This is a genomic window from Leptolyngbya sp. FACHB-321 (assembly GCF_014695975.1).
Taxonomy (GTDB): Bacteria; Cyanobacteriota; Cyanobacteriia; order Leptolyngbyales; family Leptolyngbyaceae; genus Stenomitos.
Genome location: NZ_JACJPI010000064.1, coordinates 118,423 through 131,925, shown reverse-complemented (window position 1 = coordinate 131,925; position 13,503 = coordinate 118,423). Strand labels below are relative to the sequence as shown.

Genomic DNA, 13,503 nt, shown 5'->3' with positions numbered 1-13,503 from the left:
TGCCAGTCCATACGCTAGCGTTGGTAGTCTAGGGCAAGAGCATCTACATCAAGGTTGGCTAGAGGCGATCGACGTTTAGACAGTACTGCTTCTAAGTTCTACGGGATGTAAGTTCTACGAGATGAGATCATGAGACCAATCGCTAGAAAAATTACAACATTGCTGGCAGCGGTTGCTGTTGGTAGCGCGATCGGCGCTGAGCCTCTGCACGCGCAGATTGTGCCGAATCCAGGTGATGCAGGCACGATCGTGACTCCCGTTGACAACCGCTTTGATATTAGTGGCGGCACTCTTTCGGGAGATGGCACAAACTTGTTTCACAGCCTGTCTCAGTTCGGTTTAACCCAGGCTCAGGTGGCAAACTTTCTTGCCAATCCCGCTAATCGCAACATTCTGGTGCGGGTGACTGGGGGCGATGCCTCGCATCTGGATGGATTAATTCAGGTTAGTGGCAGCAGTGCCAATCTCTTTTTGATGAATCCAGCCGGGATTGTGTTTGGTACAAATGCCTCCCTGAACGTTGCTGGCTCCTTTGCTGCGACAACAGCGACTGGCATTGGTTTCGGTGCTAACTGGTTTAACGCCTCTGGTAGCAATAATTACGAAGCGTTAGGCGGTAATCCCAGCAGCTATGCTTTTGCCGTGGCGCAGCCGGGTTCCATTATCAATGCTGGCAGGCTGGCAGTCGGCGTAGGGCAACAGTTGACCTTACTTGGGGGCACCGTTGTCAGTACTGGCAGCTTGTTTGCTCCACAGGGACAGATTATTGTGGCAGCAGTGCCGGGGCAAAGTGTGGTGCGCCTCAGCCAGCCCGGAGCCATGCTGAGTTTAGACGTGCAGCGCCCAACGCCGACTGAGCGCGCCGAAGCTTGGACGCTGTCGGTGCTTTCCTTGCCTCAATTGCTTACAGGCGGGAGTGCCACCAACGCGACTGGTCTCACCGTTAATCCATCAGGGCAAGTTGTGTTGACAGGATCAGGTGTGCAAATTTCGCCCAGAAATGTGGCAGTACGAGAGGCAATTGCTGCTCCTGGTGGAACGCTGCTACGTGGCAACGTGCTGACTAATGCGTTTCCGCCAGTACCTGCTACTCCAGGTCCGTCGCCTGCTGATCGCGTACGTTCGCTTGCTCCCCCCGATCGGGCGTTGCCTCCTACTGTGAGTCCAGTGCCACAAAATGGTACGTTATTTACGCCTGACCGTCCCTCCCCTGCATCAGTACCTTTGGTTGCTTTGCCCTCTGTATCTAATGCTCCCGCCGTCTCTACGCCCTCTGCGCCGCCTAATGTGGCGTTGCCGCCTCTGCCTGCACCCCTTCCCAGCAGCCTTACCCCTGATTGTGGGGTTGCGTGCCCTATGCCATTGAAGCCGAACGACAATAACTCTTCCACGCCGATCGTGGTCTTTCCAGCCACTGGCGATCAAACTAACAGCATCGTCTTGCCCAAAGCCCTACCGCAGTATCCAACTCAAACGACGACAAGTCAGGCAAGTCCTGTACCAACCAGCTTGAATCAGGCACGTTCGACTCAGGCAAATTTGATACAAGCAAGCTCCACCCAGGCAGGTTCGGCTCAAGCCAGTGCCGCTGCCTCAATGAAGCCATTCTTACTATTGAGTGAGCCAGAAGAAAAATTGTCGGAGGACGCGATCGACGACATGAACCAGGCATCGGCACGATCACGCCGACTGGCAGCAATTAAAAAGCAAGTGCAAAAGCGCTGGCAACCACAGCCGCAGCTAGCTTCTCAGTTGCACTATCGACTGTTGTTAGATACGAAGGGTGCGATTCAGCAAGTGGTGCCGCTCGGGCAAGTCGCCGCTACATATTTAACTGACCTTAATCTAATGCCAGCAGCCGAGCCGACTGCAAAACGCACAGTGCCAAGATTTGAAGTCACGCTTACACTTAGTCCAGATGGTACGGTAGAAGTGCTCCAAAACTCGCTGACGTTGAAGAACTAGGTACGTGGGTGAAGAAGTGAAAGAGTGAAGGGTGGAGGCGGCTGTAAAAGCAGGGTGAGGGTATCACGATCGAGATGCGGTAATGGTTGCAACAGCAGAGTTGAGCTATGAATATCAGGTTGGTGGCAGTTTACCGCTCGATGCGCCCAGCTATGTCACCCGCCAAGCCGATCGTGACCTGTATGAAGGCTTAAAAGCAGGCGAATTTTGCTATGTGCTTAATTCCCGGCAGCTAGGCAAATCCAGCCTGCGTGTGCAAACGATGCGGCGACTGCAAGCTGAAGGTGTTGTCTGTGCCGCGATCGATGTGTCTGGCATTGGCAACCGAAACGTCAGCCCAGAGCAATGGTACGCTGGGGTTGCCTACTCGCTGGAAAGCAGCCTGGATCTGGTTCATCCTGTTGATTTACGGCTGTGGTGGCGAGAACACAGCTTTCTGCCGCCTGTGCAGCGCTTGGGCACGTTTTTAGAAGATGTGGTGCTGGCAGACAGTGATCGAGCGATCGCCATTTTTATTGACGAAATTGACAGCGTACTCAGCCTCGACTTTTTGATTGACGATTTCTTCGCGCTGATTCGCACTTGCTACAACAAGCGTGCCGATCGTCCCGACTACCAGCGCCTAACGTTTGCCCTGCTGGGTGTAGCGACTCCTTCAGACCTGATTCAAGACAAAAGCCGTACCCCCTTCAACATCGGCAAAGCTATTCCCCTTAGTGGCTTTCAGCTTGACGAAGCACAGCCCTTGCTCGAAGGCTTGCGGTCAACTGCCAACAATCCTCAAGCCATGCTGCAAGCAGTGCTGGCATGGACGGGTGGGCAACCGTTTTTGACCCAAAAGCTCTGCAAGCTCATTCATGCTGCTCCGGCTGCCGTTGGTGCTGGGCAAGAGGCACGGTGGCTAGAGCAACTGGTGCAGACCCATATCATTCACAACTGGGAATCGCAGGACGAACCACCGCACCTGAAGACTATCCGCGATCGCCTGCTGCGAAATCCACAGCGCACCAACCGTATTCTAGGCTGCTACCAAAAAATCTTGCAGCGTCAAACACTGTCAGCCGACGACAGTGTTGAACGCATGGAACTCAAGCTGTCTGGTATTGTCACCGAACAGCACGGTAGCCTCAGCCTTTGTAACCGTATCTATGCCTCTGTTTTCAACCAGGATTGGGTCACTGCAATCCTCTCTAGCCATCGCCCTTATGCGGATGCCCTGGATGCCTGGATGGGTTCCAACTGTCAGGATGCAGCTCATCTGCTGCGCGGACCATTGCTGCTACAGGCGCAACGGTGGGCTGTAGACAAGAGCTTAAGCGACGATGATTACCAGTTTTTGGTTGCCAGTCAGGCGTTAGATAAACAAATTGCGCTGGAGGCAGAGAAGGAAGTCACACGGTTGCTGGCAGATGCCCAAAAGCAAGCTAGACGAACCATCCATAAAGGCTTTGTTGTTCTGGCTGGGACTTTAACACTAGCGATCGCGTCCGGCTTTCTGGCATCCAAAGCAAACCAAAAAATGCTGGCAACCCAGACCGAGCTTCGGCAGGCAGAGAAAAAGCTGCAAGTCACTACGTACAACATGCGATCTGCCGAAGCTAAAGCCAAAAGTGCAGAACAGTCGCAGCAGCAGACCCGGCAGACTATGATTGCTACCCGGGCAGACTTGGCAGTGTTGCAGAACAACCTTTTAGAGGCACGCAAACGGGTTGCCTTTGCCCAGAATGACGCTCAAACTGCCGAGGCAAAAGCTCTGAGTGCAGAACAAATCCGGCAGCAGGCGCAGCAACAGGCGCTCAGTGCCCAAACCCGTTTGACTGCAACCACCATTAGCCTTAACATTAAGAGTCTGGAAACGACAGCGCTAGATATCCTGCAACGGTTTCAAGCCAACCAGATGGGCGAAATCGAGGCGCTTGTAGCGGCAATGCAGACGGGGCGAGAACTGGCTACGATCGCCAACCAAACCTCTGCCAGCAAGGCGATCGCCAGCAGCAAGCACTCCTCGCAGAGCTACCCCGTTACTAGCCCGCTGCTTGCCCTGCAAACGATTTTGAGCGGCATTCACGAACGCAACCAGATCGACTTTGGTCAGGGTTGGCTTGCCGATGTCAGCTTTAGCCCTGATGGCGCGCTGATTGTCGCTGCAGGTGAAGATGGCACTGCTAGTCTGTGGGATCTGAAGGGCAAGCAGTTGGCTCAATTCAAAGGGCACAGCGGACGCATTCTTAGCCTTGCCTTTAGCCCGAATGGTCGGGCGATCGCCACTGCTAGCGAAGATGGTACGGCTCGCCTCTGGGATTTGTCTGGCAACTACTTGCGACAGTTTAAGGGGCATCGCGGGCGTGTGTTAGGCGTAAGCTTTAGCCCCGATAGCAATGTGCTTGCCACCACTGGTGAAGACAACATCGTTCAGCTCTGGAGTATTGCCGGGAAGCCGCTGGCTCAACTCAAGGGTCATGCTGGCTGGGTTTTTGACATCAGCTTCAGCCCCAAAGGTCCTTACCTGGCAACCGCTGGCATGGACAGCACAACGAGATTATGGGACTTTCAGGGGAAACAATTGGCGCAGTTAGGTGGGCACAAAGGGAGAGTTTTAAGCCTTAGCTTTAGCCCAGAGGGTCAGTATCTCGCAACCGCAGGCTCAGATGATGCTGTGCAGCTTTGGGACTTGTCTGATCCTAGCCGCATTCAGGGCAAAAGCCAGTGGAAGACTAATCAAGGCAGGGCGTTAGAAGTTAGTTTCAGCCCTGATGGACAGCATGTTGCAACGGCTGGTGCAGATGGTACAACTCGACTTTGGACACTAACGGGACAGCCCCTTACCGTACTCAGGCGACATCGGGGACCTGTAAACAGCGTGAATTTTAGCCCTAATGGACAGATGCTAGTGACCGCTGGCGATGATGGTTCCGTTCGGTTTTGGGACTGGTCAAGGCAGCAAGCGAGAGAAACTAAAGCCTTTGGTGGACTGCCAGTGCCCAGCAGTGCAGGCTTTAGTGCCGACCGCTCGCAGGTGGCGATCGCGGGTGAAAATGGCTCTATCCAGATCTGGGATGTCGCTGGAGAACGGTTAGCGCAGTTTCAGAGTCCCAAGCACACGCTCAAAAGCATCAGCTTCAGCCCCAATGCCCAGCAACTGGTCACCGCAGCGGATGATGGCACTGTGCAAATTTGGGATGCATCTGGTAAAGCGGTTGCTACATGGCAAAGCAACCAGGGCAGGCTTTTGAGCGTTGACGTTAGCCCCAACGGCAAGCATGTAATGACAGTGGGCGTGGATGGCTCTGCTGGCACCGCTAAACTGTGGGATGTGTCGGGACGGCAAATAGCCTACCTGCGTGGACGGCATCGCTGGCTGGTTAGCACCAGCTTTAGCCCTGACGGTAAGACGATCGCCACTGCTGGCGAAGATGGTACTGCTCGCCTCTGGAATCTATCTGGACAGTCGATCGCCCAACTTAAAGGGCACTCCAGTTGGATTCTGCACGTGAGCTTTAGCCCTGATGGTACAAAGGTTGCTACGGCTGGCGAAGATGGTACTGCTCGCCTTTGGGATCGTTCTGGCAAGCCATTAGCACAACTAAATGGTCACTGGGGCAGTGTTGCTAGTATTAGCTTCAGCCCCGACGGTAATCAACTTGCTACCGCTGGTGAAGATGGCACTGCCCGCCTCTGGGATCTGTCTGGTAGACAACTGGCACAATTTGATACCCGTCAAACGCAACTGCGCGGTGTGGAGTTTAGCCGAGATGGTAAGGCACTTTTTACCGTTGGTGAAACGGGCAAAATTCAGCAATGGCACCTCGCTAATCTAGATGAACTGCTCACTCAAGGCTGCAACTGGCTACAAGAATACCGTGCTAGCCATCGGCAGGCGAAAAACCGGGATCTTTGTGAGCGTTAAGCAGTTGCTACGATCGCAGGGCGCTAAAGACTACACCATGAAAACGACTATGATTCCGTTTAGCTGGCTGGCGCTCAATTTTCTGTGGTATCTGCTAGTTGGCTTTTTACTCGCTTACACGCCGTCTTGGGCACAAGCGATCGTGCTGCCGTTTGCCTTTGCCCTCACTTTGGCAAAGCTCTTGATGCTGCCTCCAGTGATCACGTGGACACTTAGCAGTGGTTTAGCTGGAGGACTTGCCAATGCCTTTGTGGGTAGCGTGTTTGGCATTCCAGAAGGGCAATTGGCAACTGCATTTGCGATGGTTGTTTTTTTGGCTTGGACGGTGCCGGGGTTTGCCAGCCTGGCGATCGCAAGCATCATCAGCGTAGCAGCCGCGTTCCTATGGGCAAAGACAATGAGCCTGTCCAGCATCTTAGGTAGCGCAGGCATGGGTGCGATCGCGGGCATTTTGGCAATGACCTTACCTGAAGCGATCGCGGGTGCAAGAAATGACCTAATCAAACTGTTTGGGAAGCCCAACACCTTTCTTATTCTCAGCAGTGTCTCCCTAGTGGGCTTAGCGCTGGGACGGTGGGGCAAACAATTATTTTCTAGCACCTTCTAGCAGCAAGCCATTAGTAGTTAAGGATGATCAGAAAGCTGATGGCTAAGAACCTGGCAAGGTTTACTATTGCTGCGATCGCCTGGCTTCAAAGGCATACATTAGTGTGATGGTACAGAAGGAGTAAAGCTCTAAGCGCGATCTGTCACTCATCCCACTCGAACTTCATAGCTCAAACCTATGATACGAGCAAAGTTTAGAACAAAACAAGCCAAAACTTAGATATCCAGTAGAGCTGAAACACTAACGGCAACTTAGTGCTCGAGCGCTCGACCAAGGCCGGCTAACGGCATTATGTAGCGGCGGCAGATGATTTTGGCAACCTCACTAGTGGGTTTCACCCTTCCAATGTCGTAATAGGCTAAACCTTAAAGAGAGCCGTCCATGTATCCCGACCAACCCAACCGTCCGCTTCCAGCCCTTTCGCTTCTTGGAAAAGCTTCACTGCGGCTTCAGTATCACTTCCATACCAACCGTCGGGACCATCTACTCCAACTGAATAACCCAACTGAAGCAAGCGTTGTTGAACGTGCTTGACAATCACTCCATTAATCAGCGGTGAGGTGAGATAAAGTTGAGGCTCCCCAAGTTCCTCATAAGACAGCTCATTCAGATCCAATGGACCATTCTCACCTTGATAGAGAGGTATTCCGTAGCCGCGAATCTGATATGAATAGCGTGATCGGAGTTGAACTTGCCCACCATTGCTATTGTTGCTAGCCGAGGTATTGCCTTCGATAGTAATTACTTCACTTTGGTTTATCACGCGTTCCACAAAACCAATGTGATCGGATGTCCCATCACCATCCCAATCAAACAAAACGATTGCACCAACCTGTGGCATACTTTGCCATCGCCCTTGCTGGCGATAATACTTCTCAATATAGGGGCAATAGGCAGCACCGCGTTCGTTTTGCACCCCTCGAAGCTCGGTTAATCCAGCTTTATCAAGCACCCAACTGACAAAGGTCGCACACCAGGGAATACCGTTGATCCCATACCATTCGTTGTACTTAACACGGTTCGTACCGACTGGACTCTCGGATATTCCTAACTGGGACGCAGCAATGGTAAGAACCTTTTTAGCTGTAGTCATAATTAGCCTCCTCTTTTTCGGGAACGGAAAGTATATGACTGAAAGAAAAATGTGTAATTGGAAGCAGGGTCTAACGTTCCTAATTACCTGCCGCAGACAACCCTGAACGCTTACAGACAACTTTTCGGCGGTCGAATACATTGGGTTTGTTATGTTGTGCCACTCACTAGGAATTTGAAATTGCTATTCAACAGCATTGAGTGAGTAAACTACTAGATCAAGATAACGAGTTGATTTACCCTGTATACCCTCAACATTAAAATTAGCCGCAACTCCAACATCACCATTAGCGGTCAATGATGAAACATCTAAAGTCTTGATATATTTATCATTAACAAAGAGTAGAGCCTCACCGTCCTTGATATATGCACTGATCTTATTAGAACCGTGAGGAGATAGATCTAAATTAGGAACACTACCAGCCTCTTTCGCTGCTCGATATCCTTCTTGACGTGAATTGTGAAGAACATAGGAGCTGTTGTTAGACTGAACAAATAAATCGAAGGTATCAGATACATCTGACTTTTGAATTCTACGAAATACAAACCCATACGACCAATCTCCGATATCAGTGTCATAAGGATTGTAAAAGGTTGCTTCAATAATTATGTTACGTTCGTTAAGTCCCAATGTCTCCACATTAACGAGCCCTTTTGCATGATCCAATTTGCCAGACCTTGGGGGCAATATTTGACGAGCTTTCTGTCGCCATTCTTTAGCAATTTCTTTCGGAGAAGAAGATGGTGAGTTTGTAGCAGACGGTGCTGGAATTGAGGTGGAAGCTTGCTGTGTAGGCTGATGTGGCTTTTTGACCCACTCTACAGCGATCGAGGCAAAGGCAGGAATGGCGACTAATGCAATTGCAATAATCCACGGTTGCTTGCTGCTGGAGTTATTGTCAGACACAATTTCTTTCCTTTGCACCCTAAACTAATACATACAAAACTAATACACACACTTACGCCATCTTTGATCAATGTTTAACCTAATCTACTAGGTTACTGTACGAGCAAGTTTTGGTACTGCTATTGAGGATACGCCTTAACAAACTTGTGATCGTGCCCGAATCAATAACTTCCCTACTAAGACCTACCTAGAATAGAGCGATATAATCATTTATTAGACTGACAAAGTCTGTCTATCCACCCCATATGAAGGGTATAGGCTGACGCTTGCAGTCTTAGATCCTTGATTTGAATGATCTAAGTTAAACCCTCGCAGCTTAAAAGATCGAGGTGATGAGGTTCTGCTTTGTCTGCATATTAGCCTTGTAAAAAGAATAAGGTTAACAACTTTAGATTATTTTTGGTTTTTAGGTTCATCTCTCTTCATTAACTATCAGCTCGATCGCCCTCTACTGCGAAACTAAGTGCTTCGTAAGTTAAAAATCAAGCAACGTATACCCATTTCTTGATTTTCGATAAGCATTCATTGATTTCAGATTCAGGTTTCTTGAATTTGCATAAGTATTACTTAATTCAAGTAAGCGTTTCTTGATTTCAGGTTTGTGTTTGTTGATTTCAGGTTCAGGTTTCTTGATTTGAGATTCAGGTTTCTTGATTGCGGTGCTGAAACAGCGATCGATCAATTAATTTACGAATGCAGCGAAACCTTAATGAGCCGAAAGGCTGTGAACTGCCATATCCAAAGTGCTTAGGAACTTAGCTACAGAGATCTGGCAAGCTTGTTTGCTTTTCTGCTCAAGGGCAAGCAAATTGAACGGCGGGCTAATCTAGCGTGATAAAAGGTTCAAGCATCTTCTCTGCTTGGTTTTCAAGCCGATGACAACCGTTGGGCTGAGAAAATGTTCAACGGTAAGGGTGCAAGAAAAGCTACAACAGGGGAAGGACATTGCAATCCGTTCTCTCCTCTTGCTTAAGATATGACTGCTTCTCCTTTTGCTGCCGAACGGTTGCTTTTCACTCCGGCAACGCCTGCGGCTGATGCCGTGCCGACCATCTTTGCGTTTCCCAATGAGTACAGCGTTGGCATTACTAGCCTGGGCTATCAGGTTGTGTGGGCAACTCTAGCAGCACGGGCTGATGTGCAGGTGAGCCGCTTGTTTACTGATGTACAGGAGCCGTTGCCATCGGAGCCTGAACTCCTGGGCTTTTCGCTGTCTTGGGAATTGGACTATGTGAATGTGCTCAATTTGCTAGAAGCGCTAGAAATACCTATTCGGGCAATTGAGCGATCGGACGCGCAGCCGCTAGTGTTTGGTGGTGGTCCTGTGCTGACAGCGAACCCAGAACCGTTTGCGGCTTTCTTTGACATCATTTTGCTGGGCGATGGAGAACTGCTGCTGGGCGAGTTTATCACTGCGTATCGCTCGGTACGTCATGCCGATCGCCAAACTCAACTTCGCCACCTAGCGCAGGTGCCAGGGATTTATGTACCTAGCTTGTATATGGCAACCTATCACAGCCCTGATGGTGCCTTAGCGTCGATCGCGCCCCTTGATGCAGACATTCCAGCGCTGATTGAAAAGCAGACCTATCGGGGCAATACCCTCTCGGCATCGACCGTCGTCACCGAGAAAGCAGCTTGGGAAAACATTTACATGATCGAAGTGGTGCGAAGCTGCCCAGAGATGTGCCGCTTTTGCCTTGCCAGCTATCTGACGCTTCCGTTTCGGACGGCAAGTGTGGAGGAGTCGCTAATCCCGGCGATCGCGCAAGGATTGACTGTTACCGACCGCCTCGGCTTGCTTGGTGCCTCTGTCACCCAACATCCCGAATTTGAAACGCTGCTAGATTATCTCAATCGTCCCGACTACGATCATGTGCGACTCAGCATTGCCTCGGTGCGGACAAATACCGTCACGCCCAAGCTGGCAGCAACGCTGACAAAGCACGACACTCGCTCGATTACGATCGCCGTGGAAAGTGGGAGCGATCGTCTGCGACAGATTATCAACAAAAAGCTGACCAACGACGAAATAATCCAGGCAGCCATGAACGCCAAAGTAGGCGGACTCAGTAACCTCAAGCTCTACGGGATGGTGGGCGTACCAGGTGAGGAACCAGAAGACCTCGATGAAACAGTGGCAATGCTGCGAGACATTAAGAAAACCGTGCCAGGATTGCGTCTGACGTTTGGTTGTAGTACCTTCGTGCCCAAAGCGCACACACCGTTTCAATGGTTTGGTGTGAATACTCAGGCTGAAAAGCGGCTGCAATTCCTTCAAAAGCAGTTGCGCCCACAAGGTATTGAGTTTCGTCCTGAAAGTTATAACTGGTCGGTCATTCAAACGCTGCTTTCGAGGGGCGATCGTCGTCTGTCACAGTTGTTGGAATTGACCCGTCACTATGGCGATTCACTAGGCAGCTACCGTCGCGCCTTTAAGGAACTGCGGGGCAAACTTCCTAACCTGGACTACTACGTTTACACCAATTGGCAACTAGAGCAAACGCTTCCCTGGAGCCATTTGCAAGGTCCATTACCACAAGCCACGTTACTCAAACATCTAGCAAGCGCCAAGGAACATTTTAAGCGATCAGCTGAGGTGCTCCCCTTGTTGCAGTAGGGTGGAGGTATCAGGCTAAAGGGAACGCTATGCAGAACACGGCAGAATACTACTGCGCTTACTGTGGCGAAGAAAACACCACGTTTGTAGATATCAGCGGTGGCAGTCAGCAGTCGTATGTAGAAGACTGCCAGGTTTGCTGCCGACCAAACATTCTTTATGTGCGGATTGACGAAGAGACGCTAGAGATTGAAATTGACAGTGAATACGAAGGTTGAGGGGATTTTTCTGTAGGATGTTTGTCTCTTAAAGCGAAGAACCAGACCCAATCTGGCACATTCCTCTTGAGCGCAGAGCTTCAACTTGAAGAAGCCCTAGGTTCAAGCGTAAAGGTGTCAAATTGAATCTGGTACAGTAATGCTTGCTGAGAAGCAGGCTACCAACTTATAGAAACAAAAAGCTTTTTGTCCTTAAGGTTGTGCTGCACTCAGACAACCTTTTCTAAAGGTTACGCAGGTTTGCCAAGTCAGCCTTACCCTAGCGACTTGCCTGTTCTGCTAAGCAATTTACCAAATTTCTGGATGGGACCTTTGAGACCGCGATGAGCGGTTGAAGCCGCTTCGGTCGTTTGTTCCCCAATCTTGGTCATGACTTCGGCAATGTCAGACGCATTGGCAGTTTTGCGCTTGAGGGTTTGCTTCAGTTCCTTCAACCCATTGGCAATTTCTTGCAAGCTTTCGTTATCAGACTTGTGCAGTAAGCCGTACCAATGGTCGATCGCCCCAATAGCTGTATCGGTATCAACCTTAGTCAAGTCACTTTCTAGCGTTTCGCTCAACGACTCAATTTGTTCAGCCGCTTCCTTATCTTCGGCTTTGCCAAGCGATTGCCCTGCTTTAGACAACTGCTTACCCAACTTCTGAAGCGAAGTCTTCATGCCCTTATCTGCTTCAGCCGCAATATCGCTGGTTTGGTCGCCGATGTGAGACAACACTTCACCAATGTCATGCCCTGTCGCCTTACCACCTTTTAGAAGTTGCTTCAGTTCTTTCAATCCATTCGCAAGTTCCTTGACTGCTGGCTCTTTAGCTTTTTGCAGGGTGCCGTGCCACTCGTCGATCGCGCCGAGAGCAGCCTCAGTGTCGATCGAGGTCAGATCACCACCCAACGTTTCCAGTAAAGAGTCAAGTGCTTGCGTGTCGTTGTTAGAACCTTGATCAGGGGCAACAGCCTTGGAAGCGGCACCGCTCTGTTGGTGCTTTTGTTCGGTTTCCTTAGAAGCACTTTGCTGGCTCTTAGAATCTTGCTTGCTCGTCATAATTTGTTGTGTGAGGAACGAATGTACAGGCATAGCCTAATGAAGCAAAAGGTATTGTTTCCTCTTTCAAAAGAGTCAACTGCGAGCGAGTTTCAGGCTGCATAAATGGCTCGATCGAAAGAGGCTTCATTTTGTTCTTTGACCTATCCATACGCGCCGGTGAACTAGAGATTGCGATCGTGATCCCCATGTTCAAGGCACGCTTAATGGTTTCAAGGGCTTTGATCGCGTCAAACTTCCCCTACGCTAGATTTATTGCGCCCGATGTCTGCCATGCTACAGATTTATGGTTTTCTAGCAGCCGTTAAGCTATCAGTACTGAAGTGTTAGAAGCTGAGACCTATGTCGAAAGAACCCCGCTTAGATGAACAGGTCATTTCGCAGGCTGCCCAAGCAGCTTTGTCTAGCCAGTTAGAAGAGGCAGAAGACTTAAACCTTGATGTCAGCACGGATGTCTTGAAAGCGGCTCAAGGTAAGGCAGATTCTGTCTCTATTAACGGGCGGGGCGTTGTGGTGCAGGATGTTCGGGTAGACAAGATGGCGGTACAGACCGATCGCCTTTCCTTTAATCCGCTTAGCATTCTGCTGGGGCAACTAAAGTTAGACCAACCGCTTGATGCAACGGCTCAGATTGCCTTGACAGAAGCTGATTTGAACCGAGCAATGCAGGCAGAAGCTGTTACCCAACGCTTGCCTTCGTTAAAGCTTAATGTGGAAGGAGAACCCGTCACTGTAGAACTTGGGCAACCTGTTGCAGTAACGTTACCGGCTGATGGCAAGATTGGACTGGATGGTACTGCCCTTCTGCATGAGCGGGAAACGACTCGGCAGGTTGGGTTTGCAGTAGTAATTCTGCCTCGTACTGGTCAGCAGCCTGTGCGCTTAGAATCATTTGTTTGTGAATCTGGAGAAGCTCTTTCAATCGAGTTCACGATCGCCCTTCTACAAACGTTTAAGCAACTGTTAGCGCAGCCTTACATCGAGATTGAAGGCATGGCAATTAAAGTCAAACGTATGGAAATTCAAGCAGGCAAACTATTGGTTGAAACTGAAGCTCATATTCCTCAAATGCCTTCGCTGTAGTCGCACAGTCAACAGCAAAAGGATGAACGCAGTTGAAACCCGGTCCCTTCGTAGTGCTTAATTT

Annotated in this window: 10 protein-coding genes; 7 read left to right on the top strand and 3 right to left on the bottom strand. The window is 50.2% G+C overall.

Annotated features, from left to right (window positions below):
- Positions 1-129 precede the first annotated feature (129 nt).
- The 3 genes from H6F76_RS16220 (at position 130) to H6F76_RS16210 (ending at position 6,479) form a co-directional block, all read left to right on the top strand.
- Complete coding sequence (locus tag H6F76_RS16220) at positions 130-1,965, top strand: filamentous hemagglutinin N-terminal domain-containing protein (RefSeq protein WP_190509770.1); 1,836 nt, start codon at positions 130-132, stop codon at positions 1,963-1,965.
- Positions 1,966-2,047: 82 nt separating this feature from the next.
- On the top strand, positions 2,048-5,872 hold the full coding sequence (locus H6F76_RS16215) for an AAA-like domain-containing protein (RefSeq protein ID WP_190509768.1): 3,825 nt from the start codon (positions 2,048-2,050) through the stop codon (positions 5,870-5,872).
- The gene (locus H6F76_RS16210) at positions 5,862-6,479 is read left to right on the top strand and encodes a hypothetical protein (protein ID WP_190509766.1); all 618 of its coding nucleotides are present in this window, start codon (positions 5,862-5,864) and stop codon (positions 6,477-6,479) included. Before H6F76_RS16215 ends, H6F76_RS16210 begins: the two co-directional genes overlap by 11 nt.
- A gap of 358 nt (positions 6,480-6,837) precedes the next feature.
- Here the strand turns inward: H6F76_RS16210 and H6F76_RS16205 are convergent, their stop codons facing one another.
- Together H6F76_RS16205 and H6F76_RS16200 are read right to left on the bottom strand one after the other, a co-directional pair.
- Positions 6,838-7,572, bottom strand: a complete 735-nt coding sequence (locus H6F76_RS16205) for a peptidoglycan-binding protein (protein ID WP_190509764.1) — start codon at positions 7,570-7,572, stop codon at positions 6,838-6,840.
- Positions 7,573-7,755: 183 nt separating this feature from the next.
- Entirely contained in the window at positions 7,756-8,478 is a 723-nt protein-coding gene (locus tag H6F76_RS16200; protein ID WP_190509762.1) for a hypothetical protein, read from the bottom strand.
- 976 nt (positions 8,479-9,454) lie between these two features.
- Between H6F76_RS16200 and H6F76_RS16195 the strand changes: the two genes are divergently transcribed.
- Both H6F76_RS16195 and H6F76_RS16190 read left to right on the top strand, forming a co-directional pair.
- On the top strand, positions 9,455-11,098 hold the full coding sequence (locus H6F76_RS16195) for a radical SAM protein (RefSeq protein WP_190509760.1): 1,644 nt from the start codon (positions 9,455-9,457) through the stop codon (positions 11,096-11,098).
- A 29-nt stretch (positions 11,099-11,127) separates the two neighbouring features.
- Positions 11,128-11,316 carry a CPXCG motif-containing cysteine-rich protein gene (locus tag H6F76_RS16190; protein WP_190446902.1) on the top strand — a complete coding sequence of 63 codons (189 nt, stop codon included), beginning with the start codon at positions 11,128-11,130 and terminating at the stop codon, positions 11,314-11,316.
- A gap of 254 nt (positions 11,317-11,570) precedes the next feature.
- Here H6F76_RS16190 and H6F76_RS16185 read toward each other — a convergent pair whose 3' ends face one another.
- Positions 11,571-12,356: a hypothetical protein gene (locus tag H6F76_RS16185; RefSeq protein ID WP_190509758.1), complete on the bottom strand. Its 786-nt coding sequence runs from the start codon at positions 12,354-12,356 to the stop codon at positions 11,571-11,573.
- Positions 12,357-12,487: 131 nt separating this feature from the next.
- Between H6F76_RS16185 and H6F76_RS16180 the strand changes: the two genes are divergently transcribed.
- Together H6F76_RS16180 and H6F76_RS16175 are read left to right on the top strand one after the other, a co-directional pair.
- Positions 12,488-12,664 carry a hypothetical protein gene (locus H6F76_RS16180; protein WP_190509756.1) on the top strand — a complete coding sequence of 59 codons (177 nt, stop codon included), beginning with the start codon at positions 12,488-12,490 and terminating at the stop codon, positions 12,662-12,664.
- Positions 12,665-12,698: 34 nt separating this feature from the next.
- Positions 12,699-13,439 carry a DUF2993 domain-containing protein gene (locus H6F76_RS16175; protein WP_190509754.1) on the top strand — a complete coding sequence of 247 codons (741 nt, stop codon included), beginning with the start codon at positions 12,699-12,701 and terminating at the stop codon, positions 13,437-13,439.
- Positions 13,440-13,503: the final 64 nt, after the last annotated feature.